Below are 26,493 nucleotides of genomic sequence, written 5' to 3' on the forward strand. Positions count from 1 at the left end.
TGGTACAACTTACAACATCCATCCTTCGCCTACGCTAAGAGTAATTTACAAGGGGTTTACATGAGTGACAGTAACGGCTGTTTATACATAGTACCAACACCTATTGGTAATTTAGCCGATATCACTGAGCGCAGTGTGCAAACCTTGCGTGCAGTAGACGCCATTGCCGCCGAAGATACCCGTCATAGTGGGCAATTATTGCAGCACTTAGGGATTCGCAATGAGTTGTTTGCCTTGCATGAGCATAACGAACGCCAACGAGCGGAACAGGTGGTAGAACGGCTATTACAAGGCCAGTCGATTGCCTTGATCAGCGATGCCGGAACCCCGTTAATTAGTGATCCTGGCTATGTCCTAGTGCAACAATGTCGCGCTGCCGGTATCAAGATAGTGGCGCTACCCGGTGCCTGTGCTTTTGTGACTGCCCTGTCAGCGGCGGGACTGCCCACAGATCGATTTGCGTTTGAAGGTTTTTTACCAGCCAAGCCACAGCAACGCCGAAAGCGTTTGCAAGGGCTCCTAAGCGACACTCGCACCTTGGTGTTCTACGAGTCACCGCACCGAATTGTCGATTGTTTGGCGGATTTTATCAGCGAATTTGGCAGTGAACGTCAGTTGGTGTTGGGCCGCGAGCTCACCAAAACCTTCGAGACCTACTTGCACGGCAGTATTGCAGAGGTGCAGGCGCAAGTACTGGCTGATAGTAACCAACAGCGCGGTGAGATGGTGTTAGTCTTGGCCGGTGCAGCCGCTGTCGCTGAGGACGATGTTACGCCGCAAGCGCTGCGTACGCTAGCCCTGTTGCGAGAGCACCTACCGCTGAAGAAAGCCGCCGCCTTAGCCGCAGAAATTCATGGGGCGCGCAAAAACAATTTGTATCAGCTGGCGCTCGAGCAAGATAACCAGTAGAATGCCCGCCGGGAGTCAGCCAGACAATCGCTGCCTGTGTGTTTACATACAGGGGGAGGAAAGTCCGGGCTCCATAGGGCAGGGTGCCAGGTAACGCCTGGGCGGCGCAAGCCGACGACTAGTGCAACAGAGAGCAAACCGCCGATGGCCTGCTAAGGCAGGATCAGGTAAGGGTGAAAGGGTGCGGTAAGAGCGCACCGCGCGGCTGGTAACAGTTCGTGGCACGGTAAACTCCACCCGGAGCAAGGTCAAATAGGGGTTCATTGGCGCGGCCCGCGTTGAACCCGGGTAGACTGCTTGAACGCTGAGGTGACTCAGTGGCTAGACGAATGATTGTCCTCGACAGAACCCGGCTTATCGGCTGGCTCCCACCTCATTCTCCGCGCTGGTTTCAGCATTGCGGTTAAGCACGTCGCGGTTAAAATTCTGGGTAAAGGTAATGAACTGGTTGAGCGGCATCGCGCGACCATAGAAAAAGCCTTGCTGTAAATGGCAGCGCTGGCGTTGTAAAAAGCCCACTTGCTCAGCCGTTTCAACCCCTTCAGCAACCACCTTCATATTCAAGGTGTGCGCAATTCTTATCAACACCTCTACTAAGGCCGTCTGTTGGCTTTGTTCGGGCACGCTATGCAAGAAACTACGGTCGATTTTAATCACATCAATCGGGTACGAACGCAAATAGTTTAAGCTGGAATAACCGGTGCCGAAGTCGTCGATGGCCAAGCTTACGCCGGCATCACGTAACTTCCGCAAGTTGGCAAACTGTCGCTCTTTGTTGCGCATCAACATAGATTCAGTGATCTCAAACATCAGCCGGTTGGTAGGCACATCCGCTGCGGCAATCATGTTGAGCCAATGGCTAGCCGCTTGGCGGTCGTTAAATTCACGCGGCGAGCGGTTCAGTGCAATAGACAAATCTAAACCGGCGGCATGCATTTTCTTCCAGTCGCGGAGTACTTGGCTCAGCACAAACGCACCAAGACCAATGATGGCACCGGTCTTTTCGGCAATTGGAATAAACTCAGCCGGTGATATGGCGCCGCGTTCCGGATGGGTCCAACGAATCAAAGCTTCACAGCGGGTCAACAAGCCGGTTTCGGTTTCAATCACCGGCTGATAATGCACCTCAAACTGTTCTGCTTCGATGCCTTTGATGATTTGGTGATGCAGATTAATATCGCGTTCGGTACTTTGCCGTAGTTGTTCATCAAAAAAGTGCACACTCATGGCGCCCGCTTGCTTGGCCGCATACATGGCGAGTTCAGCATGTTTAATCAGCTGCTGCACTTCTTGGCCATCGTGCGGGAACATAGCGATACCGGTGCTGGTGGTCATATTGATGTGGTTATGCTCAATATCCAAGGTGTGCAGCAAATCATTCATGATAGCTGTGGCACGAATTTCAGCTTCGCTGGGGTCGTTTAAGTCTCGCAGTACAATCGCAAATTCATCGCCACCAATACGCGCCAATAAATCGTCTTCACGAATACTGGTACGAATCCGCTCTGCCACTCGTTGTAGTAGGGCGTTACCTACGTCATGCCCGAGCACGTCATTGATTTCACGCAGATGGTCTAAATCTAGCACCAATAGCGCAAATTTCTGTTCATGGCGCAGTGCTGAGCGAACTGCTGCGCCTAGCTGTTCTTGAAAGAAATTACGATTTGGTAAATCGGTTAAGCCATCGTACCTGGCTTGATAGGCAATGGTAGTAATGGCGCCGCGTAATCGATGCTGGGTGAACACCAACATTAAAAAGGCCATCAAAATCACGGCGGTTAAGCCAATCCCAATCGCCCAGTGCAGCCAAAAATCGACATTGGTAGCAACCCAACTGCCATCTCGTGGAAACGCCGCTAACTGCCAGCGCCCGCGCGGAAACTGTACTTCAGTAAGAATAGGATCGTTGGTAAAGACATCGTTATTGCCGGCAAACGCTGGTTCTTGCGCGACATCTTGGTCTAAGCTAGCCAGATTGAGATGGCGCAGGGCAAATTCGTAGTTAGGATGCCGATAGAACTCTACTTGTTCAAGCAGGTGATTGTGATCAATAGCTAACGTAGCAACGCCCCATAAGCGGCGGTCGTCATGAAAAATAGGCATACGTGCCAGCAGCGCCGATTGTCCTTGCACCAGCTGTAACGGCCCTGATACCACCATATCTTTAGCTGCGATAGCGCGCAAAATACCGCTGTATTGCTCGGTGGCGAGGCGATAATTAAAACCGAGCAGACTTTGGTTACCTTCAACGGGATAAATAAAGCGTACGGTTAAGTCCGGCGCCAAGGCGAGATGCATGATATCTAGGTCGGATCCTAAAAACTCATCCATGATGCGCTGTACTCGCACCCGGTCTGGCGTGTCTTGCCAGAGGATTTCGGGGCGTAAGGCGCGTAGTGCGAGGATATTGGCTTGTAGGCGTTGTTCGATTTGCCCGCGCATACTACTTAAATGTTCAGCGGCGCGGCGCTTTTCTACTTCAAGTTGTTGCTGGCGCTCGCTATCAACCACCAAATAGACAGCATAAAGCAGAGCGGATGCAATAAAGAGCACCACTACCAAATACCGCAATAATCGCCAACGCTCAGACTGCACACTGAGCCGATCTGGGTAATTCACAAGGTCTATCTGCTTCATAAGGATTTAAGCCAGCATATTCTAATTGTTATGCGCTGAACTATATAGGATTTTTGCATGATGCTATGCAAACTGCCAAGCGTCAACCCCTGGCGCAGGGGTTAAAACTCTGTAATTTCCCTTGACAGGTAGAAAGATCGGCACCTAGACTGTCACATTGTGGGGATTTGTGGGAAAAAGTGGATCATTTATCATGTTTCGTGGCGCAGCAGCACTCAGTCTAGATGACAAAGGCCGACTGGCGATACCAGCAAAGTATCGCAAGAGCCTGCTGTTGGATTGCGACGGGCAAATGGTTTGCACCATCGATATAAAGCAACCCTGTTTGTTGTTGTATCCGTTGCCACAGTGGCAGTTGATTGAACAGAAGCTTACGACTCTATCTAACATGAACCCCGCCGAGCGTCGTCTCCAGCGGCTATTGCTGGGCCATGCCGAAGATTGCCAAATGGATAAAAACGGCCGTATTTTGATTGCACCAACCCTGCGTCAACATGCGGATCTGAGTAAAAAGATCATGATTATTGGTCAGCTCAATAAGTTTGAACTTTGGTCTGAGGCTGCGTGGCAAGAGCAAATAGCGGCAGATATGCAAGCCGAGCAACAAGACGACATCATTCTGAACGATCGACTACAAGACTTCTCATTATAATGACAACAGAAGCTGCACAACACGTCTCGGTGTTGTTACAAGAGTCTCTCGATGCTCTTGCCATCAAACCAGACGGAACCTATTTAGATGCCACCTTCGGGCGAGGTGGGCATTCGCGTGCAATTCTGGCTCAATTAAACAGTAACGGCCGGCTCTTCGCCCTCGATCGCGACCCCACTGCGATTGCCGCTGCGGCTGCGTTACAACAAGATCCGCGCTTTACCATTATCCACACCCCATTCTCACAGCTTAGCGAGGTGCTAGATGCGCAGCAATTGCGTGGGCAGCTCGACGGTATTTTATTCGATTTAGGCGTGTCTTCCCCACAATTAGATGACGCTGAACGTGGCTTTAGCTTTATGCGCGAAGGGCCATTAGATATGCGCATGGATACCACCCAAGGCATCACCGCAGCTGAATTTTTGGCAGCGGCTAGTGCCGATGAGATCGCTTTTGTGCTGCGCGAATATGGCGAAGAACGATTTGCCTGGCGCATTGCCCAAGCGATCGTGAAACAACGCGAGCAGCAGCCCTTAACCACCACGCGCGAGCTGGCTGAGTTAATCGCCGCCGCGGTTCCTTTTAAAGACAAACATAAGCACCCGGCAACACGCAGTTTCCAGGGCATACGAATTCATATTAACGGCGAACTCGACGAAATTGAGCAAGCGCTTACTGCGGCTGTAGGTGGCTTAAAAGTTGATGGTCGCTTGGCTGTGATCAGTTTTCATAGTTTAGAAGACCGGTTGGTGAAGCGGTTTATGCGGGCCCAAGCTCAAGGCAAAGCGATTCCTGCCAACCTACCTATTCGGGATGCCGATTTTGATCGCGGCCAAACCTTACGCTTGGTAGGTAAAGCCATCAAGCCTTCGGCCGCAGAAATCAAAGCCAACCCCAGAGCACGGAGTTCAGTGCTTCGTATTGCCGCGAGGTTAGATTATGAAAGCTAGCCGGGTACCAGCTTTATCGATGGTTATTGTGGATGATTTGCGCCAGCACTTGTTGCTGGTGTTGCTGTTTTTAGCGCTTGTAGCTAGCGCATTAGCAGTAATTTATGTCGCCCACGGCCATCGTTTACTGGTTACCGAGCGCGACCAACTGCTCTCTGAGCGTGATCAAATAGATATTGAATGGCGCCATTTACAGATTGAACAAAACACCCTAACTGAGCACAGTCGGGTGGAGCGAATTGCCGTGCAACAGCTAGAAATGGTGCGTCCACAAGCAGATGAGGAGGTGCTAGTACCATGGCATTAACCTCGAAAGGCAATCGGCGTGTACTGAAAAAAGCGCAACCCCATTTAAGCTCGGGGCGCTTTTACTTTGCCTTATTGGTTGTGGTACTGGTGTTTGGCAGTTTGGTGGCGCGCGCCGCTTACATTCAGGTGGTAGAACCTGAACGGTTAATTTTTGAAGGCGATCGGCGCTCATTGCGGGCTGATACCACCACGGTGCAAAGGGGTTCAATCATGGATCGCAATGGCCGCGAACTAGCCGTGAGCGTGCCGGTGCAAACCGTGTGGGCAGACCCCCAACGCGTGCACGAGGGACATGGCCTAGATAACCGCGAGCGTTGGTTAGCGTTAGCCGAAGTTTTTCGTACCGATGCTGATAGTTTGATGGCTAAGGTCGCTGATCCGAACCGCCGTTTTGTCTACTTAGAGCGCAAAGTTACGCCCGGCGTAGCTGAGTTTGTCAGACAGTTAGGCATCCCCGGAGTTTATCTTAAAACTGAATCACGGCGCTTTTATCCCGCTGGCGAAATCGCCGCCCATGTGGTTGGCTTTACGGACATCGATGGGCTGGGCATTGAAGGCTTAGAGGCTATTTACAATCAGGTGCTTACCGGCGTGCCTGGTGAACGTTTGTATCGCAAGGATGCAGCAGGACGGGTTGTTGAAGAAATTAGCGTTACCGCTGCGCAACAACCCCAGCAACTCACCCTAAGTATTGACCAACGCTTACAAGCATTGGCTTACGCCGAAGTTAAAAAGGCCGTGCGCTATCACCAAGCCACTTCGGGATCTGCGGTGATTCTGGATATAACAACCGGCGAAGTACTCGCTATGGTCAACAGCCCGTCCTACAACCCCAATAACCGTGCCGATGCGCAACCACACCGGTTGCGTAACCGTGCTATCACCGATGCCTACGAACCAGGCTCAACGGTGAAGCCCTTAGCAGTGATTGCGGCACTCGAACATGGGGTGATTAAACCTAATCAAGTGATTGACACCAGCCCCGGCTGGTTGCGCATTGGTGGCCGCCGTGTAAGCGACCCGAAAAATCGTGGGCCGTTAACCATTACTGAAATTTTAGAAACCTCAAGCAACGTAGGTACCGCCAAAATTGCTCTGCAAACAGGTATCGACAACATGCTTGATACTTATGCCGCGGTTGGGTTTGGTAACGATACTGGGGTCGCTATGTTGGGCGAGAGCTTTGGGGTATTGCAAGGCCGCCAGCGTTGGTCGGATTTTGAAGTGGCAACCTTGTCCTACGGCTATGGTTTAACTGTGACCACCCTACAGCTGGCACAAATGTACGCCATTATCGGTAATGGCGGCGTGCGCTATCCGCTCACCATTCAGCGACGCGAAGGTACGCCCGTAGGCGAACAAGTGATCAGTAAAGAAACCGCTGATACGGTGTTAGCCATGCTTGAAAGTGTGGTAGCCAACGGTTCTGGTGAACGTGCTCGGGTGAGAGGCTATCGCGTGGCCGGTAAAACCGGGACTACTCGGAAAGCCGTGGCGGGCGGTTATGGCGATGAATACGTGACGCTGTTTGCTGGGGTCGCGCCGGTCAGCAATCCACGCTTAGCCGTCGTCGTGACTATTAACGAACCTAGTGGAGATGAGTATTACGGTAGCCAAGTATCTGCCCCCGTGTTTGCGGAGATTGTTGGCGATGCGTTACGGATGCTGAACATCACCCCAGATCATTTACAAGATACCCAATTAAAGGCCGCTGGGTGGGTGGACGTGCCTGAATTCTTGCGAGCAAGGAGTAACTAATGATTGAGTTAGTCAGCTTATTGCCAAATTATCCATTGCCCTTGCCAGCCTTGCAGATTGGCGGGTTAAAGCTAGACTCGCGACAAGTAGCCAGTGGCGATGCCTTTGTTGCGGTGCCGGGTTATCAAGTTGATGGGCGTGATTATATCGATGCTGCTATTGAGGCCGGCGCCGTGGTCGTGCTTACCGAGTCTGAGTCGGTAGGGATGCAACCGCGTGGGCGCGCCTGGGTGATTGAAGTGCCCGGCTTAAAAAATCAACTCTCTTTTATCGCAGCGCGCTTTTTTGGCGAGCCTGCTCAGCACCTGCAAGTGGTCGGGGTGACCGGAACCAATGGTAAAACCTCGGTCACCTACTTAGTGGCGCAGCTGCTAGATGCGCTGGGTGTACGCTGTGGGGTGATTGGTACCACCGGCAGTGGCTTTAGTGGCAAACTGTTGCCAGAAACGCACACCACCCCCGATGCGATTGCGGTACAGCAACGGTTGCGGGTGTTGCAAGCTGAAGGTGCGCAAGCGGTGGCGATGGAAGTATCCTCTCATGCTTTGGTGCAATGTCGCGTTGAGGCGATTCAGTTTGCGGTAGGCGTAGCCACCAATATCAGTCGCGATCATCTTGATTATCATGGCACCATGAGCAATTACGCTGGAGCTAAGCGGCGCTTATTTACCGAACTAGATACCCGCCATGCGGTATTAAATGCTGATGATGCCGCGGTGGCGGCATGGTTGCCTGATCGCCAAGATAGCTGGCGCTTCAGTTTAAATCCTCAAAGCGCTGAACGCAGTCTATGGGCAACCCAGATTGGTTATGCTCAGGCTGGCACCGATTTTACTGTACAAGCACGGTTACCTGGCACGACCGAGGTCGTCAGTCTACCGGTGCAATCCCCGTTACTAGGCCATTTTAATGTTTACAACCTACTAGCAGCCATGGCCGCGGTGGCTAGCCTCGGCCATGACCTCAGCGCCATCGCTAAGGCATGTGCTGGCTTACACGCGGTGCCGGGCCGGATGGAAGTCTTTGGTGGTAGCCAAGGTAAGCCCTTGGTGATTGTCGATTACGCTCATACTCCAGATGCGTTACAGCAAGTGCTGACAGCCTTGCGCCGTCACTGTCGGGGACAGCTGTGGTGTGTGTTTGGCTGTGGTGGTGATCGCGACCGCGGTAAGCGCCCACAAATGGGTGCCGTTGCTGCTGAACTTGCCGACCGCGTGGTGGTGACCGATGATAATCCACGCACCGAAGACCCCGCCCAAATTGTACAAGATATTTTAGCTGGCATGCCGCGCCAACAGCGGGTGCAGGTATTGATGGGCCGAGCTGAAGCGGTGGCAACAACCATTGCCCAAGCCGGTGCCGATGACGTGATTCTGGTGGCTGGTAAAGGTCATGAGGATTATCAAATCATTGGCCGTGAATATTTGCCATACAACGAACGCGCTTGGGTGGCGGAGGTGTTGGCATGATTCGAGTGAATCTAGCTTGGCTCAAGGCTGCGGTAGCGGGCGAGCTGGTAGGTGATACCAGCAACGGCCACTTAGAACTAGATCAAGTAAGTACAGACACCCGTACCTTAGCGCCGGGGAGCTTATTTATTGCCTTGAAGGGCCCCAATTTTGATGCCCACCAGCTGGTGGAGCAAGCCATCGCCGCTGGCGCAGTAGCCGTGCTGGTAGACCATCCGTTGCAAAGCTCTGATGGCCAACCCTTGCCGGTGCCGCAAATTGTCGTCAGCGATACACGCTATGCGCTCGGCCAATTGGGGGCCGCGGTCAAAGCCGCAGTCGCACCCAAAACCATCGCTATTACCGGCAGCAGTGGCAAAACCACCGTCAAAGAGATGCTAGCAGCGATCTTGGCACAACGTGGCAAAGTGCTAGCTACCGCGGGCAATTTCAACAACGACATCGGGGCGCCACTAACGCTGTTGCGATTAGAACCAGAGCACCAATTTGCGGTGATCGAACTAGGTGCGAATCATCAGGGCGAAATTGCCTACACCGTTGGCTTAACCCAACCTGATGTAGCCATCATCAATAACGTAGCACCGGCCCATGTGGAAGGTTTTGGCGGTATTCATGGTGTCTACGTGGCTAAATCTGAGATCTTTCGCGGTTTAGCTGCAGATGGCTTAGCGCTTACGCCGTATCATTCTGAATTTGCCGAGGGCTGGGCGCAACAATTGGCCGACCGTCGGCACGAAACCTTTGGCCGTGCGGAGCACGCCACTGCCCAACAGGGCCCCGATGTGGTAGCTACGGACATCGAGTTAGATAGCCGTGGTTGTGCTGCTTTTACCCTGACTTGTCGCCAGTTAGGCCAAGCGAGTGCTCGTATTCAGCTGAACTTGCCAGGTTTACATAACGTTGACAATGCACTGGTAGCCATCCGGGCCGCGCTTGAGGTAGGTTGTGCGCTGGCTGATGTGCAAGCCGCCTTAGGGCAACAGCAAGCGGTTGCCGGGCGCCTGCAAGTCATCCCGGTGAACCCACAGTTGCAACTGATTGATGACAGTTACAACGCCAATGTGGGCTCAGTCAAAGCTGCGTTAGATATGCTCGCCGTGTACCCGGGCCAACGGGTGATGGTGTTAGGCGATATGGGTGAGCTTGGTCAACAAGCACGCCAGTACCATGAAGAAATTGGGGCCTACGCAATTACGGCAGGAATCGACAAATTGTTCACTGTGGGCGTGCTTAGTCAAAGTGCCAGTAGCCTGTTCAATGGCCGTGGTGGTCGTCATTTTTCCACTCATAACGAGGTTATTAACGCCTTACTTGAGGTGATTGCGGCAGAGCAGACTCAGCCCCTAACCATTTTAGTTAAAGGCTCGCGCAGTGCGCGCATGGAGAAAGTTATCCAAGCGCTACAAACTCAGCTGGCGCCGAGCTCAAGCGATAATCAAGAGGAATCATCTGCATGCTAGTGTGGCTTGCTGAATACCTAACCCAATACGCGACCTTCTTTAACGTGTTCTCGTATTTAACCATGCGCGCCATTTTGAGCGTGCTTACCGCGTTACTGATCTCGTTGTGGATGGGGCCGGCGCTGATTCGCGCGTTGCAGCGGCTGCAAGTAGGGCAAGCGGTACGTGATGATGGTCCGCAATCACATTTGAGTAAAACCGGTACCCCAACCATGGGCGGGGTGCTGATTATCGCCTCTATTGTGGTTTCAACGTTATTGTGGGCAGACCTCAGTAATCGCTACGTGCAAGTGGTGTTGGGGGTGGTGCTAGGCTTTGGCTTGGTTGGCTTTGTTGATGACTACCGCAAAGTGGTGCAGAAAAACTCACGTGGGCTGCCGGCTAAATGGAAGTATTTTTGGCAATCGCTCATCGCTACAGTCGCGGCTGTGGTGCTTTATGCCCATGCTACATTGGGTGCTGAAACCCAACTGTTGGTGCCTTTCTTTAAAGATGTCATGCCGCAATTAGGGTTGCTGTACGTGTTGTTGGCGTACTTTGTGATAGTCGGTACGAGCAATGCGGTTAACCTTACCGATGGTCTTGATGGTCTTGCTATTGTGCCTACCATTATGGTGGCTGGGGCACTGGGGATTTTCGCTTACGCCTCAGGTAACGCCAACTTTGCAGCTTATTTGAATATTCCTTTCTTGCCACTGTCGGGCGAGTTACTGATTGTCTGTACCGCCATTTTTGGTGCCGGGCTTGGCTTCTTATGGTTTAACACTTATCCCGCCATGGTGTTTATGGGTGACGTGGGCTCGCTGGCGTTAGGTGCTGCCTTGGGCGTCATTGCCGTGTTAGTACGCCAAGAGTTGGTGCTGCTTATCATGGGTGGGGTGTTTGTGATGGAAACCGTCTCTGTGATGTTGCAGGTAGGTAGCTACAAGCTGCGTGGTAAGCGGGTATTCCGGATGGCACCTATTCATCATCACTATGAGCTCAAAGGTTGGCCAGAGCCGCGGGTGATTGTTCGTTTTTGGATTTTATCGTTGGTTTTTGTGTTGATTGGCTTGGCGACCTTAAAGCTCCGCTAATGGGGCTTAGGGGGCTTAGAGCCACTAGCCAGCAGCAGTTATTACGCACAACTTAGGAAATATTCATGCACTTAGCAAGTTTAGATAAGTATCAAAACATCGCAGTGGTTGGCCTCGGCCAAACCGGGCTGTCGGTGGTGCGTTACTTGCTAAGTCAGGGCGTTCAACCGGTGCTGTTCGATACTCGCGAGCAACCACCCGGCGTGGCCCAGTTACCGCCCACGCCAGCTCCTTTAGAATTACATACTGGGCCGCTGCAGGTGGAACATATCTTGGGTATGGATTTACTGATTGTCAGCCCCGGTATTGATTTGCGTATGCCGGTACTGCAATTAGCCGCAGATGCAGCCATTCCAATCATCGGTGACATGGATTTGTTGGCGCTGCATTGGGCTGCCGCACCAGACGCTGCCCCGGTAATGTTAGGCATTACTGGCTCTAATGGAAAATCGACCGTTACCCAGTTGCTGCATGATATTTTGGCGGAGCAAGGCATGGCCGTCGCCATGGGCGGTAATATTGGTATTCCGGTATTGGATTTGCTGGCACAACCAGCCAACATTTATGTGCTAGAGCTGTCCAGCTTTCAGTTAGAGTTGATGCAACAGTTGCCGTTACGCGGCGCTACCATCCTCAATGTCAGCGACGACCATATGGATAGGTACCACAGCCTACACGACTACTCCCATGCTAAACAACGCATCTACTTAAATGCAGACGTAGCGGTATGGAACCGTGAGCAAGAACTTACGGCGCCCGTGTATATCCCGCCTAGTCGTCAGCGTACTTTTGGGGCCGATACGGGCTTAGCCGATGGCATTGGCGATCTAACCCATGCGCAGTTTGGTTTGCTGCGCCAAGCGGATGGCTTGTGGCTGGCGTATCAAGGCAAACCGTTAGTGGCAGCCCATGAATTGGCCTTAAGCGGCATTCATAATTTGCTGAATGTGCAAGCGGCTTTGGCCTTGGCCGAGCTGGTTGGGGTAAAACCAACGGCAGCGTTAGCGACGGTGAAGCAGTTCCGTGGCCTCGCCCATCGCTGTGAACTGGTAGCTGACCAGCAGGGTGTGCGCTGGGTGAATGATTCTAAAGCCACTAACATTGGGGCTGCCGAGGCGGCTATTCAGGGCCTGCGCGCTAGCGTTAGTGGCAAGTTGATTTTGATTGCTGGCGGCGATGGTAAAGGCGCCGATTTTAGTGCCTTTAAACCTGCTTTAGCGCAAGTAGATCACCTAATCGTGCTAGGCAAAGATGCCGAGCGCATCGCGCAACAAGTAGACCATGCGGAGCGGGTCAAAGATTTAACCCAAGCGGTGGCCGTGGCTGCCTCTTTGGCAACGCCTGGCAGCATGGTGCTGTTATCGCCTGCATGTGCCAGTTTAGATATGTTCAACAATTATCAGCAACGCGGTGATATGTTCCGTGCCGCCGTGGAGGCCTATTATGGCTGACACTCCAGCACGCACTGAACAACAACTCGAGCTACCCATGCCCGACCGCGCTGAAGCGGTATGGCGGCAATGGGCGCAACGAGCCTGGCAATGGTGGTTGCCACAGCCGACGGTATTGTACGACCGAGTGCTGTTATGGCTGGCGTTCTGCCTCATCGCCATCGGCTTAGTGATGGTGAGCTCAGCGTCGTTTCCGGTTGGCGAACGGCTTACTGGTAATCCGTTTCATTTTGTTACGCGCCACGCCATTTACGTGCTGTTAGGCTTGGCCTTATTGGTGATCTGTGTGCAAGTGCCGGTGCGCTGGTGGTATAACGGCAGTGGCTTACTGTTGTTGTTGGCCATGGCCCTGCTGGTGTTGGTTAGCGTGATTGGGCACGAAGTAAATGGCGCCAAACGCTGGATTAAAATCGGTCCGCTAACCCTGCAGGTAGCTGAAATCGCCAAGCTATTTTTTGTGCTCTATATCGCAAGTTACCTGACCCGACGTGTGGACCAGGTGCAAGAAAACTTACGTGGTTTTATTAAGCCATTGATCGTGCTGGCGTTGTTTGCAGGCTTGTTGCTGATGCAGCCAGACTTTGGTTCCTTGGTAGTGATGACTGCGATTGTGGTGGGCATGCTATTTTTAGCTGGCGCTAGGTTGTGGCAGTTCTTCGCCATCTTGATCACCTTTGCCGTGGTGATCACCTTGCTGATCATTCAAACGCCGTATCGAATGCGGCGCATCGTGAGCTTTTTAGATCCGTGGCAGGACCCCTTTGGTAGCGGCTATCAGTTAACTCAATCCCTGATGGCCTTTGGCCGTGGTGACTGGTTTGGCCAAGGCTTGGGCAATAGCATTCAAAAGTTACAATACCTGCCCGAGGCCCATACCGATTTTATTATGGCCGTGGTCGGCGAAGAGCTTGGCTTTATCGGTATTCTGGTGATTTTGGTGTTGGCCTTTGCGCTGGTGTTACGCGCGTTGCAGCTAGGTCGCGCCGCATTACAAGTGAATCAGCAGTTTGGCGGTTTTGTCGCTTACGGCATCGGTATCTGGTTTGCCTTTCAGGCGATGGTTAACATTGGTGCGGCGGCCGGTCTGTTGCCCACCAAGGGCTTAACCTTACCTTTGGTCAGTTACGGTGGTACCAGTCTATTGATCAGCTGCGTAGCGCTGGGCTTGTTGATGCGAATTGATTACGAATATCGGGTCAGCCAAATCAAAGTGGCACCACGGCGAGTTAACACTAAACTAGGAGGCCAAGCATGAACAAAGTGATGATTGCTGCTGCCGGTACCGGTGGTCACGTGTTTCCGGCCCTCGCTGTTGCAGAAAAGCTGCGTAGTTACGGCTGGCAAGTGGTGTGGTTGGGCACCACGGAACAGCGGCTTGAGGCCAAAGTTGTTCCTGCGGCTGGGTTCACCCTAGAGCAAATTGATATGCAAGGCATGCGCGGGCATGGCTTGCTACGCAAACTGATGACGCCATGGCGCTTGTTTAAGGCGGTACGGCAAAGTCGCAAACTGTTGCGCAAGCATCAAAGCCAGTTGTTACTTACCTTTGGTGGGTACGTGTGTGGGCCAGCCGGTGTGGCTGCACGCAGTTTGGGTATTCCTTTACTGGTGCATGAACAGAATGCGGTGGCCGGACTCACCAACAAATTACTGGCGCGGATGGCACAACATGTGATGGTGGGCTTTGCTGCTGCGAAACAGCAACTTCCGGGGGCCGAGGTTACTGGCAACCCATTGCGGGCCCAGTGGGCGCAGCCCCACGCAAGTGCCAACCCAACCGAACAACCGTTGCGATTACTGATCGTGGGCGGCAGTCTGGGCGCTCAAGCGCTGAACCAAAGTGTGCCGGCAGCGCTAGCGCAGTTACCAGTAGCGCTATTGCAGCAACTGCAGGTACAGCATCAGTGCGGCGCGCAGCAAACGGCGGCGGTGCAGCAGGCCTATCAGGCGCTGCCGCTAGCCGAGGTGCAAGTACAAGAATTCATTGAAGATATGCACAGCGCCTACCAACAGGCGACGGTGGTGATTTGTCGTGCTGGCGCTTTGACCGTGGCTGAACTTGCGGTACTAGCAACACCCGCGATTTTTGTGCCCTTGCCCCATGCCGTTGATGATCATCAAACGGCGAACGCCAATGAGTTGGTGAGCATAGGCGCAGCAAGGTTGCTACCGCAACCCCAATTACAGCAAGTTAGTCCGCTAGTGGCTCTGTTAGAAGAGTTGCTTAGCCAACCGGAGGTGCGTCAGCAGATGCGCCAACAGGCAGCTAGCTTAGCCCGCGTAGATGCAACCGAAGCGGTTGTGAATCAGTGTGAACGCTGGGCCAATCCAGAACAATTAACAGCAGGCAATAGGTTATGACAGAGCAAGTAACTGCTAACAGCATCCCGTCCGCACACGTGAAGGTGCCGGCCATGCGGCGGGTCAAACGCATCCACTTTGTTGGTATCGGTGGCGCGGGTATGGGCGGTATTGCCGAAGTGCTATTGCATCAAGGCTATCAGATCACCGGCTCAGATTTAGCAGAAAATGCGGTAACCCAGCGCTTGCGTCACTTTGGTGCGCAAGTATTTTTGGGGCATGCCGCCGAACATGTGCAAGGCGCTGATGTGATTGTGGTGTCATCTGCCATAGCAGCGAGCAACCCCGAGTTAGTGGCAGCGCAACAGCAGTTTATTCCACAGGTGCGACGGGCCGAGATGCTCGCCGAGCTGATGCGGTTTCGCCATGGAGTCGCGATTGCTGGCACCCACGGTAAAACCACCACAACCAGCTTAATTGCCAGTATATTTGCCGAGGCCGAGCTAGATCCAACCTTTGTTATTGGCGGTTTGCTTAACAGCGCTGGCACCAATGCCCGACTGGGCACCAGTAAATACTTAATTGCTGAAGCCGACGAATCTGATGCCTCGTTCTTGCATTTGCAGCCGATGGTCTCGGTCGTAACCAACATCGAAGCCGACCACATGGATACCTATGGCGGTGATTTTAATAAGCTGTTGGATACCTATGTGGAATTTTTGCACAACCTGCCGTTCTATGGTCTCGCGGTGATGTGCGTGGACGACCCTGTGGTACGTGAGTTACTGCCAAGAATAGGCCGCCATATGATTACCTATGGCTTTAGCCAGGATGCTGATGTGCGCGGTAGCGATTATCGCCAGCAGGGCGGGCAAACCGAATTTACTGTACATCGTGCCGGCCGTCAGCCGTTGCAGATTCGGCTGAATCTACCAGGCCAGCACAACGCCTTGAATGCGTTGGCAGCCATTGCCGTGGCCACCGATGAAGGGGTTGCCGACAGTGCGATTGTGAGCGCGTTAAACAAGTTTGGCGGCATTGGCCGCCGCTTCCAGCATTTGGGCCAGTTCGAGGTGGCAGAAAGCGCAGGCGATGTGTTGCTGGTGGATGATTACGGCCACCACCCATCTGAAGTTGCCGTCACCATTGCGGCGGCCCGCGCCGGTTGGCCTGAGCGGCGCATTGTGATGGCGTTTCAGCCCCATCGCTATTCTCGTACTCGGGATTTGTTTGATGATTTTGTACAGGTGTTAGGGCAAGTGGATGTGTTGCTATTACTGGACGTTTATAGCGCTGGCGAGGCTGCCATCAACGGCGCCGATAGCAAAGCCTTAGCACGAGCCTTACGGACGCGTGGGCAGATGGAACCTATTTATGTTGGCGATCGAACTCAACTCTATCAAGTGTTGGCCGATATTTTGCAGCCGGGCGATTTAATGCTAGCTCAAGGTGCCGGTAATATCGGCGCTATTGCTCGTGATTTGGCTGCGACGCAACTACAGCCGGCCGCGTTACGTCAGCGGGCAGCTACTGAGCAGCAGTCACAGGATAAAGGAGCCTAAAACGGTGAAACAGTTTGGTAAAGTTGCGGTATTAATGGGTGGACATTCAGCCGAGCGCGAGGTGTCGTTGCGTTCTGGAGCCGCCGTGTTAGCCGCGTTGCAGAGTCAAGGAGTGGATGCGCACGGTTTCGATCCGGCTGAGCAGCCGCTCACCGAACTGGTCAGCCAAGGCTTTCAGCGCGCTTTTATCGCGCTGCATGGGCGTGGCGGTGAAGATGGTGCGGTGCAAGGTGCACTGCAGTATCTAAATATCCCCTACACTGGCAGCGGGGTGTTGGGCTGCGCCCTAGCCATGGATAAAGTACGCACCAAGCGCGTCTGGCAAGGTGCGGGACTACCAGTAGCAGCAAGCGCCGTGGTACGTCGTGAGCAGGCTGTCGACGTCGCCGGGTTATTGGAAGAGTTGGGCGGCAAAGTGATGGTGAAACCAGCCCAAGAAGGGTCAAGCATTGGCATGGGTTCTGCTAGTTCAGTGGCAGAGCTCACGAACGCCTTAGCCCAAGCTCATCAGTACGATGACGAAGCCTTGGTAGAAGCTTGGTTGGCTGGGCCAGAGTACACCGTAGCTATTTTGGGTGATACGGCGTTGCCGGCGATTCGGCTCCAGACCACCCACGAATTTTATGATTATGCGGCTAAGTACCAAGCTACGGATACCCAGTACCATTGTCCCGCGGGGTTATGCGAATTAGAAGAGCGTGCTCTCGGCCAATTGGCTTACAGTGCGTTTCAGGCCGTTGGCGGGCGCGGTTGGGGCCGTATTGATGTGATGTGCGACGCACAAGGTCACTACAAGCTACTTGAGGCCAACATGGTGCCCGGCATGACCACCAAGAGTTTGGTGCCGATGGCAGCGAAAGCAACGGGCCTGAGTTTTGAGCAACTGGTGCTGAGCATTTTGCAACACAGCGAGGTGTAAGGTGGCGGCAATCCGCTGGCAGTTTTGGCTAGGCTTGAGCTTTTTTACCAGCGTAGTCATGGCCACCCTAGCTGGCGCTATTTGGTTGTACTATCTGGCCATGGATGCCAACCAAGTACCTATTAACAAGCTGGTGGTGCAGGGTGAGTTGGTGTATTTGGAGCGTAGCGATGTGCGCGCCCTATTAACGGGCGAACCGCTGGGGAGTTTTTTCTCCGCCGATGTGAACGAGATTCGGCAGCGCTTAGAGCAGATGCCGTGGGTAGAACAGGCGTCGGTGCGCAAAGAATGGCCGGATGTGTTGCAAGTGTTTATTGTCGAGCGGCAACCCTTGGGGTATTGGAATGCAAAGCAGCGCCCGAATGCCTTAGTGAGTACCAAAGGCAGGGTATTTGAGGCTGATGTAAGCCGCATTGAAGTGCTGTTGCCTTACTTTGAGGGGCCCGAGAACGCTGTTTTAGAGACTCTTGAATATTATCAGCAAGTGCATGAATTATTGAAGATTAATGGTCACCAAGTAACAGCCTTACGGCTCAGTGAAAGGTTTTCGGTAGAAGTAGATTTGCTGGCGGGTATTACCCTCCGGCTGGGGCGTGAAGCCATCGTTGAACGAGTGCAGCGGTTTATTGATTTATTTCCGCAGATTGTGCGCCAACGGGCAACCCCAATAGCATATGTAGATTTGCGCTACGACACAGGTGTGGCCGTAGGCTGGAAACAACCAACAGAGAAACAAGAAAGAGAGTGACATAACATGTCGAAAGCAGCAGAGCGGAACATGGTTGTAGGGTTAGATATCGGCACCAGCAAAGTGGTGACGCTGATTGGCGAAGTGATGCCAGACGGCGAAATCAGTGTGATTGGCGTTGGTGCAGCCGCTGCCCGAGGCATGGATAAAGGGGGCGTGAACGACCTTAATCTGGTGGTGCAGTCGGTGCAGCGAGCCATCGAAGAAGCTGAGTTGATGGCGGACTGTCGCGTGGCCTCGGTATATCTGAATATTTCGGGGCGCCATATCGCCTGTCAGAATGAATCGGGCATGGTGCCGATTAACGAAGCCGAAGTAACCCAAGACGACGTCGATGCGGTGATTCATGCGGCTAAATCTGTGCCTATAGCGCAAGAGCGCCGCATTCTGCACGTGTTACCGCAAGAATTTATCATCGATTCACAAGAGAGCATCAAAAGCCCTATTGGCATGTCAGGGGTACGTATGGAAGCACGGGTGCATATCATTACCTGTGCCAACGACATGGCCAAGAACATCGTGAAGGCAGTTGAACGCTGTAGTTTAAGCGTCGATTGCTTGGTGTTTTCAGCGCTAGCCTCAAGTACCTCAGTGCTTACCGAAGACGAAAAAGATCTAGGCGTAGCGCTAGTGGATATGGGCGCGGGCACCATAGATATCTGTATCTATACCGGTGGCGTCTTGCGTCACACGGCGGTCATCCCTGCTGCAGGTAATCAAGTGACCAGCGATATTGCCAAGATCTTCCGCACCCCGCTGAATCACGCCGAAGAAATCAAAACCAAATACGCGTGTGCGCTGCGCCAGATGGTGAACAAAGACGAGCACATTGAAGTACCGTCAGTGGGTGGGCGTCCAGCGCGTAGCATGGAGCGGCATATCTTGGCCGAGGTGGTGGAGCCACGCTATCAAGAACTGTTTGAGTTGATTCGTGACGAAATCACCAAAAGCGGGCTAGATGAACAGATTGCCGCTGGCATTGTCTTAACTGGAGGCTGCGGCCGCATGGAAGGCGCCATCGAATTTGCCGAAGAAATTTTCCAAATGCCGGTACGCTTAGGCGAGCCGTTAGGGATGCAAGGATTAAGTGATTACGTGCAAGATCCTACCTATGCAACAGCGGTAGGATTATTGCGCTATGGTGCTGCCGATATGCAGCGTCAACAACAAGAAAAGAGTAGCACCAATGTCATTGGCATTGGTAAGCGCCTAGTAAGTTGGTTAAAAGGCGAGTTTTAATCAAAACAATGTTTTCAATGAAGTTTATGGGGTAGTACAATAAGCAGGTAACAGGAGAACAAACATGTCAGATGTATTCGAAGTAGTCGACAACTTTGATACTGACGCAGTGATTAAAGTCATTGGCGTTGGTGGTGGCGGTGGTAACGCCGTTAAACACATGATTCAAAACTCGATTGAGGGTGTTGAGTTTTTAATTGCCAATACAGATGCGCAAGCATTACGCAATAATAATACCTACGGTACCATTCAGTTAGGTGCTGAAATTACCAAAGGTCTAGGTGCCGGGGCCAACCCAGAAATTGGCCGTCAGGCAGCCGAAGAAGCGCGTGAAGAAATTCGCGCTAAGCTCGAAGGCGCCGACATGGTATTTATTGCCGCAGGTATGGGCGGTGGTACCGGTACGGGTGCAGCGCCAGTAGTCGCAGAAGTTGCGAAAGAGCTGGGCATTTTGACCGTTGCCGTGGTGACCAAGCCGTTTCCGTTTGAGGGTAATCGACGGATGGCTGCAGCGAACGAAGGGATTGCACAATTAGCCCGTCATGTTGACTCGCTCATCACCATTCCTAACGAAAAGCTGTTGAAAGTATTAGGTAAATCAACGTCGTTGCTGGCCGCTTTTGCAGAAGCCAATAACGTCTTGTTAGGTGCGGTACAAGGCATCTCTGATTTGATTACCCGCGACGGTTTGATCAATGTGGACTTTGCTGACGTACGTACAGTGATGCGCGAAATGGGTACCGCTATGATGGGTACCGGTATCGCAAGTGGTGAAGACCGTGCGTCTGAAGCCGCAGAAATGGCCATTAACAGTCCGTTATTGGAAGACATCGACCTGTCAGGTGCACGTGGCGTGTTGTTGAACATCACCGCCGGCATGGATCTGAGCATGGAAGAGTTTGAAACTGTGGGTAATATCGTGAAGGGCTTTGTCTCTGAAAACGCCACAGTGATTGTCGGAACTGTAATCGACATGGATATGTCTGATGAGTTGCGGGTGACTGTAGTTGCAACGGGGATTGGCGGTGAGCGTAAGCCAGATATCTCGATTGTAACTAAGCCGAAAACCGAAGAGCGTCCTACTTACGGTTCTCGAACCACGCCTAACCGCACTGCGGGTTATGGCGGTGCGACAGCACCAAAGTTTGACCAAGAACTCGACGAAGAAGAGCAAGAGCTGGTAGAGCCGCAAGCAACTAAGCCTGCAGCTAAGCCACAAGGCTCGCAACGTAACGATATGGATTATTTAGATATTCCAGCGTTTTTACGTCGTCAGGTCGACTAATAATCACACAATATTGTGATGTTAGCGGTGTTTTGATAAACTATTGCGCCTTTTGCTGGTCCAATGACTAGATGAGAAGAGAGAATAGATGATTAAACAACGTACCATAAAGCAACCTATTGCAACCACAGGTGTGGGTTTGCATAAGGGTAACAAGGTTCATTTATCGCTGCGTCCAGCGCCAGTTAATACTGGCTTGGTGTTTCGGCGGGTAGATTTGAACCCAGCTGTTGATATTCCTGCTAACGCTGAGTTAGTGCGGGATACGCGTATGTGTACCTGTTTAATCAATGATGACAACGTGCGTGTATCAACGGTTGAGCATTTGCTCGCTGCGATCGCTGCGATGGGCATCGATAACTTGATCATCGAAGTCGATAGCCATGAAATTCCGATCATGGATGGTAGCTCACACCCATTTATTTACCTGCTACAGAGCGCAGGAATTGAAGAGCAGGGCGCAGCCAAAAAGTTTATCAAGATCAAGCAGCCGGTTCGGGTTGAAGAAGATGACAAGTGGGCGGAACTACTACCCCATGATGGCTTCCGCATTGATTTTGCCATCGACTTTGACCATCCGGCTATTGCTGACACCAAGCAAATGGTGAGCATTGACTTCAATAGCAACAATTTCATCAAAGAAATTAGCCGAGCTCGCACCTTCGGCTTTATGAAAGATATTGAGTTTTTGCGTGCTAACAACTTAGCCCTCGGCGGCAGCTTTGATAACGCCGTGGTGTTAGATGAGTTCCGTATTTTAAACAGCGATGGCTTGCGTTACGACGACGAGTTCGTGAAGCACAAGGTGCTTGATGCCGTGGGCGATTTATACATGGGCGGGTATGCTATTTTGGGCAACTTGCGTGCGTTCAAATCGGGCCATGCGCTCAATAATCAGCTGTTACGGGCGGTGCTACAAAATCAAGAAGCGTGGGAATTTGTCACCTTCGATGATGACGTTGCTGAAGCACCTATTGCGTTTGCCAATCCGATTTTGGCCTAAGCAAGCAATCAGCACGAGCAGTAAGCGCAATAAATAACGAAAGGCTCTGACAGTACCACTGCAGGGCCTTTTTTGTTGGGGGAACTCAGATGAGCCAATTCAGGCCAGCTAACTCTCGTTGGCCGCGTCAGCCTCGTACTTATCCGCTAAGGCCAATAACTGCGAACGCAGGGGCTCTGGACAAAGCTGTGCTTGTTGGCGTAATTGGCTGGCTGCCGAGCTTTTGCTGGGCGCAGAGCCGCTGCCAGCGGGTGCTGTTGTCGGTTGCTGTGGCACTGGCGCTGCAGGCGTTGGGTTGTGGTTATCAGCCTGTCTCATCGCCGGCGTTTGGCTCACGGGACGCACCTGCACTTCTAGCTGGTTAACTGCAGTCGTAGAATTAGCGGCAAAATGCGTTATAATGCGCCCTTGTTGAAGTTTTAGCCGGCTGGCAATAGTGCCTGAGGCAGCTTCAATAACCAAGGTGTTGGCTCGCACTGATAGCACCTTACAATAAGCACTAAGAGGCGCCAGCTGTAACGATATCAAACAATCGTTTAAAAGCTGTTGCCAGAGTTGGTATTGCTCGGTAAAGTCAGTAAAACGCCGTAGCTGCTTACCATCTATGAGCTGTTGTAAATTGCGTGGGCGGGTACGGGCCATAAAATCATTCATTAGCAACGAGAGATTGCATGAGTTTAACAGTCTTCTATCGAGGCTCCAAAGTTAAATTCGGTATCAAACTTAGTCGGCGGCGCATGCTGTCGTTAGCTGGGTTGGCCGCATTAGGCGTGCTGGCGGTAACTAAGCCGTGGCAAGCAGGAAGTCTCGATCTCGATCAAGCACGGCAGAATATCAGCAAAGAGCAATTGGCTTTAGCTGCGCAAGAGCAAGCTGTGCAAGCGCTAAAAGCTGATACCGAGAAAAAATTAACAGCCATGACCATCTATTTGGGTGAGATGCAATCGCAGCTGCGTCGGCTTGACGCTTTAGGCCAGCGGTTAGCATCGGTTGCTGAATTGGATAATGGCGAATTTGACTTCAATGAGCCGCCCCTGTTGATTATGGGTGGCCCTGAAGTAGCTATTACCGAAGCACCAGCCGTAGACGCGCGCGATGTGATTGAACGCATCGAAGCCATGATGGGTGAGCTTTCCAACAAACAAAAACAATTGGCGCTACTTGAGTCTGTGATGATGAGTCACCATATCTCAGCAGAGAGCTATATTGCTGGGCGCCCTATCGAGAAAGGTTGGCTGTCGTCGCAGTACGGGGTTCGTAAAGATCCTTTTAACGGTAATCCAGCCATGCATAAAGGCCTCGACTTCGCCAGTTTAGAAGAAGGCGCAGGCGTTTTTGCCACCGGTGCTGGGGTAGTAACCTGGGCAGGGAACCGCTCTGGCTATGGTAAGTTAATTGAAATTGATCATGGGGGTGGCCTCAAAACGCGTTACGGCCACAGTAAAGAATTGCTGGTTAAAGAAGGTGACGTGGTCACCCGCGGCCAGCGCATAGCCTTAATTGGCAGCACCGGGCGCTCTACGGGGCCCCATGTTCATTACGAAGTGCTGCGCAATAATAAGCAAATCGACCCCTATAAATACGTATACCGCTCGGCCGAATAGGCCCAGCGGTTTTCACCACAGGAACACGCATTCTCATGTTAGGTAGTTTATTCCGTAAGGTTTTTGGTAGCCGCAACGATCGTATTCTGAAAGGTTTACAAAAGAACGTTCAAAAAATTAACGCCATAGAGCCAGAATTCGAAGCCCTCAGCGATGAAGAACTCAAACAAAAAACGGCTGAATTCAAACAACGCATTGCTGCTGGCGAAACGCTGGATAATTTGCTCGTAGAAGCTTTTGCCACGGTCCGTGAAGCATCCAAGCGAGTGTTTAAGATGCGCCACTTTGATGTGCAGCTAATAGGCGGCATGATCTTAAACAACAACCGTATTGCAGAAATGCGTACCGGTGAAGGTAAAACCTTAACGGCGACTTTATCCGCTTACTTGAATGCCTTGGCAGGTAAAGGTGTTCACATAGTTACGGTCAACGATTACTTGGCTCGTCGTGATGCGGAAACCAACCGCCCGCTGTTTGAATTTTTGGGCATGACGGTAGCCTTTAACATCCCCGGTATGCAGCAGCACGACAAGCGCCTCGCTTACGCCGCTGACATCACCTACGGTACCAACAACGAGTTTGGCTTTGATTACCTGCGTGACAACATGGCGTTTCGTCCAGAAGACCGCGTACAACGCGAGCTCAACTACGCCATCGTCGACGAAGTTGACTCGATTTTGATCGATGAAGCCCGTACCCCATTGATCATCTCGGGTGCCGCTGAAGACAGTTCAGACATGTACACGCGCATGAACGAGCTGGTACCTATGTTGGTACGTCAAGAGAAAGAAGATACCGAAGAAGAGCGTGGTGAAGGCGATTTCACCATCGATGAAAAATCTAAGCAGTTGCACTTAACTGAACATGGCCAAGAACACGTTGAGCAGATCTTGAAAGAACGCGGCATGCTGGCTGAGGACGACTCGCTCTACAACGCTGCCAATATCACCTTGCTCCATCACGTGAACGCCGCATTGCGCGCCAATCACTTGTTCCAAAAAGATGTCGATTACATCGTCAAAGACGACCAAATCGTGATTGTTGATGAGCATACCGGTCGTACGATGGAAGGCCGGCGCTGGTCTGAAGGCTTACACCAAGCAATTGAAGCGAAAGAAGGGGTGCGTATTCAGAACGAGAACCAAACCTTGGCCTCGATCACCTTCCAGAACTACTTCCGTCTCTACAACAAGTTAGCGGGTATGACAGGTACCGCCGATACCGAAGCCTTTGAGTTTCAAAGTATCTATGGCCTAGAAACTGTGGTGATCCCAACCAACCGGCCGATGGTTCGTGACGATCGTGCAGACTTGATTTTTATTACCGCTGAAGAAAAATACGAAGCTATTGTGAACGACATTGAAGAGTGCCGCAAAGCCCAGCGTCCTGTGCTGGTGGGTACTATTTCGATTGAAACTTCCGAACTACTATCACGGCTACTGAAGAAAAAGAAAATCCCACACAACGTGCTGAACGCCAAATTCCACGAACGTGAGGCTGATATCGTAGCCCAAGCCGGTTTACCAGGTGCAGTCACCATAGCTACCAACATGGCTGGGCGTGGTACCGACATCGTCTTAGGTGGTAATTTACAAGCTGAAATTGAAGCCTTGAAAGAGCCAACCCCAGAGCAAATCGAGCAAGTGAAAGCGGCTTGGCAGCAACGCCACGATGCCGTGTTAGCTGCAGGTGGTTTGCATATTATTGGTACCGAGCGTCATGAATCACGTCGTATCGATAATCAGCTGCGTGGTCGTGCAGGGCGTCAAGGTGATGCCGGTTCATCGCGCTTCTATTTATCGCTAGAAGATAGCTTGATGCGGATTTTTGCCTCAGACCGTATGGCTGGCATGATGAAGCGTTTGGGCATGAAACGCGGAGAAGCCATAGAGCATCCGTGGGTTAGCCGAGCCATTGAAAACGCACAACGTAAAGTTGAAGGCCGTAACTTTGATATGCGTAAACAGCTATTAGAGTACGATGACGTAGCTAACGACCAACGTAAAGTGGTGTACGAGCAGCGCAACGAACTACTTGATGAAGGTGATATTTCTGACACCATAAAAGTGATTCGTGCCGATGTGATGGACAGCGTTATCAGTGAATATATTGCACCGCAGTCACTGCATGAAATGTGGGATATTGCCGGTTTAGAAGAGCGTTTACGTGCAGATTTCGCCCTGCCGTTGCCAATTCAGCAGTGGTTAGACGAAGATGAGCGTTTACACGAAGAGAAGCTGCGCGAGCGCATCCTAACGGAACTCGAGCAAGCGTATGAGCAAAAAGAGCAGATGGTTGGCCCTGAAGTACTGCGCCAGTTTGAAAAAACCATCATGCTGCAGAGCCTAGATACCCATTGGAAAGAACACTTGGCCTCGATGGACCATTTGCGCCAAGGCATTCATTTGCGCAGTTATGCGCAGAAGAATCCGAAGCAAGAATACAAGCGTGAAGCCTTTGAGTTGTTCTCAGACATGCTGGAATCGTTAAAGCTTGAAGTCATTACTATTTTGAGCAAAGTACGGGTACGAGCCGAAGAAGACGTCGAGGCGGTAGAGGCGAAACGTGCTGCTGCGGCTGCTGCTCAGCGCCAAGAGTATCAACACGAAAGTGCCAGTACCAGTGGCGCCGACCAGCCTAGCGCACCAGCCGGCCCAGCTCCGGTTGGTCGTAACGATCCATGCCCATGTGGCTCTGGTAAGAAATTTAAACAGTGCCATGGCAAGCTCTAATCGCGTTCATGTGGCCGTTGGCGTTATTGAAGATGACAACGGCCATATCTTTATCAGCTGTCGCCACCCACATTTACATCAAGGAGGTAAATGGGAGTTTCCTGGAGGCAAGGTAGAGGCAAACGAGAGCGTCTATGAGGCGCTTTGTCGTGAGTTGCAAGAAGAGTGTAATCTAACTGTGCAGCAAGCCTGTCCACTAACGGTGATCACCCACGATTACAGTGACAAGCAAGTACTACTGGATGTGTGGATGGTGACTGCATTTAGTGGTTCGGTAAGCCAGCAAGAAGGGCAGCAATGGCGCTGGGTGCCGGTCTACGAATTGGATGCTTATCCGTTTCCGCCGGCCAATCAGCCGATTATTGAGATCTTGCAACGGCGCTAAGCTCGCCGATCAGCACGGCCGGCTTTCATGCAGGCACTTAAGCG

21 protein-coding genes, 1 other RNA gene and 1 pseudogene are annotated in these 26,493 nt (G+C 52.1%); 21 read left to right on the forward strand and 2 right to left on the reverse strand.

The genetic code is table 11. The features are described from left to right. Positions 1–60: 60 nt before the first annotated feature. Positions 61–909, forward strand: a complete 849-nt coding sequence (gene rsmI, locus ACQ661_RS04530; RefSeq protein ID WP_431667731.1) for a 16S rRNA (cytidine(1402)-2'-O)-methyltransferase — start codon at positions 61–63, stop codon at positions 907–909. Between the two features lie 11 nt (positions 910–920). Then, positions 921–1,282, forward strand: an RNA gene (gene rnpB / locus ACQ661_RS04535) — RNase P RNA component class A. A gap of 101 nt (positions 1,283–1,383) precedes the next feature. Here the strand turns inward: rnpB and ACQ661_RS04540 are convergent. After that, a pseudogene (locus ACQ661_RS04540) lies at positions 1,384–3,546 on the reverse strand (putative bifunctional diguanylate cyclase/phosphodiesterase); the annotation flags it as partial. Between the two features lie 193 nt (positions 3,547–3,739). On the opposite strand from ACQ661_RS04540, the gene mraZ reads away from it, so the two are divergent. The 16 genes from mraZ (at position 3,740) to lpxC (ending at position 21,728) form a co-directional block, all read left to right on the forward strand. After that, the gene (gene mraZ / locus ACQ661_RS04545) at positions 3,740–4,198 is read left to right on the forward strand and encodes a division/cell wall cluster transcriptional repressor MraZ (RefSeq protein ID WP_110075960.1); all 459 of its coding nucleotides are present in this window, start codon (positions 3,740–3,742) and stop codon (positions 4,196–4,198) included. Beyond that, positions 4,198–5,148 carry a 16S rRNA (cytosine(1402)-N(4))-methyltransferase RsmH gene (gene rsmH / locus ACQ661_RS04550; RefSeq protein WP_313932874.1) on the forward strand — a complete coding sequence of 317 codons (951 nt, stop codon included), beginning with the start codon at positions 4,198–4,200 and terminating at the stop codon, positions 5,146–5,148. Before mraZ ends, rsmH begins: the two co-directional genes overlap by 1 nt. Continuing rightward, entirely contained in the window at positions 5,138–5,455 is a 318-nt protein-coding gene (ftsL, locus tag ACQ661_RS04555) for a cell division protein FtsL (RefSeq protein ID WP_110075958.1), read from the forward strand. Before rsmH ends, ftsL begins: the two co-directional genes overlap by 11 nt. After that, positions 5,446–7,215 carry a peptidoglycan D,D-transpeptidase FtsI family protein gene (locus ACQ661_RS04560; RefSeq protein ID WP_431667732.1) on the forward strand — a complete coding sequence of 590 codons (1,770 nt, stop codon included), beginning with the start codon at positions 5,446–5,448 and terminating at the stop codon, positions 7,213–7,215. The genes ftsL and ACQ661_RS04560 overlap by 10 nt, the downstream gene beginning before the upstream one ends. Beyond that, positions 7,215–8,684, forward strand: coding sequence for a UDP-N-acetylmuramoyl-L-alanyl-D-glutamate--2,6-diaminopimelate ligase (murE, locus tag ACQ661_RS04565; protein WP_313932876.1), 1,470 nt, complete (start codon positions 7,215–7,217; stop codon positions 8,682–8,684). The genes ACQ661_RS04560 and murE overlap by 1 nt, the downstream gene beginning before the upstream one ends. After that, a complete protein-coding gene (locus ACQ661_RS04570) occupies positions 8,681–10,144 on the forward strand; it encodes a UDP-N-acetylmuramoyl-tripeptide--D-alanyl-D-alanine ligase (RefSeq protein ID WP_153826429.1) in 1,464 nt (487 codons plus the stop codon). The genes murE and ACQ661_RS04570 overlap by 4 nt, the downstream gene beginning before the upstream one ends. Next, complete coding sequence (gene mraY, locus ACQ661_RS04575; protein ID WP_110075954.1) at positions 10,138–11,220, forward strand: phospho-N-acetylmuramoyl-pentapeptide-transferase; 1,083 nt, start codon at positions 10,138–10,140, stop codon at positions 11,218–11,220. The genes ACQ661_RS04570 and mraY overlap by 7 nt, the downstream gene beginning before the upstream one ends. Before the next feature lie 65 nt (positions 11,221–11,285). Continuing rightward, on the forward strand, positions 11,286–12,671 hold the full coding sequence (gene murD / locus ACQ661_RS04580) for a UDP-N-acetylmuramoyl-L-alanine--D-glutamate ligase (RefSeq protein ID WP_431667733.1): 1,386 nt from the start codon (positions 11,286–11,288) through the stop codon (positions 12,669–12,671). After that, positions 12,664–13,926: a cell division protein FtsW gene (gene ftsW, locus ACQ661_RS04585; RefSeq protein ID WP_313932879.1), complete on the forward strand. Its 1,263-nt coding sequence runs from the start codon at positions 12,664–12,666 to the stop codon at positions 13,924–13,926. The genes murD and ftsW overlap by 8 nt, the downstream gene beginning before the upstream one ends. Beyond that, on the forward strand, positions 13,923–15,032 hold the full coding sequence (murG, locus tag ACQ661_RS04590; protein ID WP_431667734.1) for an undecaprenyldiphospho-muramoylpentapeptide beta-N-acetylglucosaminyltransferase: 1,110 nt from the start codon (positions 13,923–13,925) through the stop codon (positions 15,030–15,032). The genes ftsW and murG overlap by 4 nt, the downstream gene beginning before the upstream one ends. Continuing rightward, on the forward strand, positions 15,029–16,534 hold the full coding sequence (gene murC / locus ACQ661_RS04595; protein WP_431667735.1) for a UDP-N-acetylmuramate--L-alanine ligase: 1,506 nt from the start codon (positions 15,029–15,031) through the stop codon (positions 16,532–16,534). The genes murG and murC overlap by 4 nt, the downstream gene beginning before the upstream one ends. A gap of 4 nt (positions 16,535–16,538) precedes the next feature. Beyond that, positions 16,539–17,453, forward strand: a complete 915-nt coding sequence (locus ACQ661_RS04600; RefSeq protein WP_162014528.1) for a D-alanine--D-alanine ligase — start codon at positions 16,539–16,541, stop codon at positions 17,451–17,453. A 1-nt stretch (position 17,454) separates the two neighbouring features. Continuing rightward, entirely contained in the window at positions 17,455–18,201 is a 747-nt protein-coding gene (locus ACQ661_RS04605; protein WP_257119922.1) for a cell division protein FtsQ/DivIB, read from the forward strand. A gap of 6 nt (positions 18,202–18,207) precedes the next feature. Continuing rightward, complete coding sequence (ftsA, locus tag ACQ661_RS04610) at positions 18,208–19,440, forward strand: cell division protein FtsA (RefSeq protein WP_110075949.1); 1,233 nt, start codon at positions 18,208–18,210, stop codon at positions 19,438–19,440. A gap of 64 nt (positions 19,441–19,504) precedes the next feature. Beyond that, positions 19,505–20,725: a cell division protein FtsZ gene (gene ftsZ / locus ACQ661_RS04615; protein WP_110075948.1), complete on the forward strand. Its 1,221-nt coding sequence runs from the start codon at positions 19,505–19,507 to the stop codon at positions 20,723–20,725. An 88-nt stretch (positions 20,726–20,813) separates the two neighbouring features. Beyond that, positions 20,814–21,728, forward strand: a complete 915-nt coding sequence (lpxC, locus tag ACQ661_RS04620) for a UDP-3-O-acyl-N-acetylglucosamine deacetylase (RefSeq protein ID WP_313932885.1) — start codon at positions 20,814–20,816, stop codon at positions 21,726–21,728. 108 nt (positions 21,729–21,836) lie between these two features. Here the strand turns inward: lpxC and ACQ661_RS04625 are convergent, their stop codons facing one another. Next, the gene (locus ACQ661_RS04625) at positions 21,837–22,370 is read right to left on the reverse strand and encodes a DciA family protein (protein ID WP_431667737.1); all 534 of its coding nucleotides are present in this window, start codon (positions 22,368–22,370) and stop codon (positions 21,837–21,839) included. 29 nt (positions 22,371–22,399) lie between these two features. Here ACQ661_RS04625 and ACQ661_RS04630 point away from each other — a divergent pair, with 29 nt between their 5' ends. Genes ACQ661_RS04630 through mutT form a run of 3 tightly spaced genes read left to right on the forward strand, consistent with a single transcriptional unit; the run spans position 22,400 to position 26,449 of the window. Next, entirely contained in the window at positions 22,400–23,332 is a 933-nt protein-coding gene (locus ACQ661_RS04630) for a M23 family metallopeptidase (protein ID WP_431667738.1), read from the forward strand. 35 nt (positions 23,333–23,367) lie between these two features. Then, complete coding sequence (secA, locus tag ACQ661_RS04635; protein WP_110075944.1) at positions 23,368–26,064, forward strand: preprotein translocase subunit SecA; 2,697 nt, start codon at positions 23,368–23,370, stop codon at positions 26,062–26,064. Continuing rightward, positions 26,051–26,449, forward strand: coding sequence for an 8-oxo-dGTP diphosphatase MutT (gene mutT / locus ACQ661_RS04640; protein WP_153826422.1), 399 nt, complete (start codon positions 26,051–26,053; stop codon positions 26,447–26,449). Before secA ends, mutT begins: the two co-directional genes overlap by 14 nt. Positions 26,450–26,493 lie beyond the last annotated feature (44 nt).

This window comes from Pseudidiomarina sp. WS423 (assembly GCF_050750165.1).
Taxonomy (GTDB): Bacteria; Pseudomonadota; Gammaproteobacteria; order Enterobacterales; family Alteromonadaceae; genus Pseudidiomarina; species Pseudidiomarina fusca.

Excerpts from the sequence above, each read along its gene's own strand:
- lpxC (WP_313932885.1), top strand. The coding sequence starts at position 20,814 with ATGATTAAACAACGTACCATAAAGCAACCTATTGCAACCACAGGTGTG.
- murC (WP_431667735.1), top strand. The coding sequence starts at position 15,029 with ATGACAGAGCAAGTAACTGCTAACAGCATCCCGTCCGCACACGTGAAG.
- mutT (WP_153826422.1), top strand. The coding sequence starts at position 26,051 with ATGGCAAGCTCTAATCGCGTTCATGTGGCCGTTGGCGTTATTGAAGAT.
- murD (WP_431667733.1), top strand. The coding sequence starts at position 11,286 with ATGCACTTAGCAAGTTTAGATAAGTATCAAAACATCGCAGTGGTTGGC.
- ACQ661_RS04560 (WP_431667732.1), top strand. The coding sequence starts at position 5,446 with ATGGCATTAACCTCGAAAGGCAATCGGCGTGTACTGAAAAAAGCGCAA.
- rsmI (WP_431667731.1), top strand. The coding sequence starts at position 61 with ATGAGTGACAGTAACGGCTGTTTATACATAGTACCAACACCTATTGGT.
- murE (WP_313932876.1), top strand. The coding sequence starts at position 7,215 with ATGATTGAGTTAGTCAGCTTATTGCCAAATTATCCATTGCCCTTGCCA.
- ftsZ (WP_110075948.1), top strand. The coding sequence starts at position 19,505 with ATGTCAGATGTATTCGAAGTAGTCGACAACTTTGATACTGACGCAGTG.
- mraZ (WP_110075960.1), top strand. The coding sequence starts at position 3,740 with ATGTTTCGTGGCGCAGCAGCACTCAGTCTAGATGACAAAGGCCGACTG.
- ftsA (WP_110075949.1), top strand. The coding sequence starts at position 18,208 with ATGTCGAAAGCAGCAGAGCGGAACATGGTTGTAGGGTTAGATATCGGC.
- ftsL (WP_110075958.1), top strand. The coding sequence starts at position 5,138 with ATGAAAGCTAGCCGGGTACCAGCTTTATCGATGGTTATTGTGGATGAT.
- rsmH (WP_313932874.1), top strand. The coding sequence starts at position 4,198 with ATGACAACAGAAGCTGCACAACACGTCTCGGTGTTGTTACAAGAGTCT.
- ACQ661_RS04630 (WP_431667738.1), top strand. The coding sequence starts at position 22,400 with ATGAGTTTAACAGTCTTCTATCGAGGCTCCAAAGTTAAATTCGGTATC.
- ACQ661_RS04570 (WP_153826429.1), top strand. The coding sequence starts at position 8,681 with ATGATTCGAGTGAATCTAGCTTGGCTCAAGGCTGCGGTAGCGGGCGAG.
- secA (WP_110075944.1), top strand. The coding sequence starts at position 23,368 with ATGTTAGGTAGTTTATTCCGTAAGGTTTTTGGTAGCCGCAACGATCGT.
- ACQ661_RS04625 (WP_431667737.1), bottom strand. The coding sequence starts at position 22,370 with ATGGCCCGTACCCGCCCACGCAATTTACAACAGCTCATAGATGGTAAG.
- ftsW (WP_313932879.1), top strand. The coding sequence starts at position 12,664 with ATGGCTGACACTCCAGCACGCACTGAACAACAACTCGAGCTACCCATG.
- mraY (WP_110075954.1), top strand. The coding sequence starts at position 10,138 with ATGCTAGTGTGGCTTGCTGAATACCTAACCCAATACGCGACCTTCTTT.
- murG (WP_431667734.1), top strand. The coding sequence starts at position 13,923 with ATGAACAAAGTGATGATTGCTGCTGCCGGTACCGGTGGTCACGTGTTT.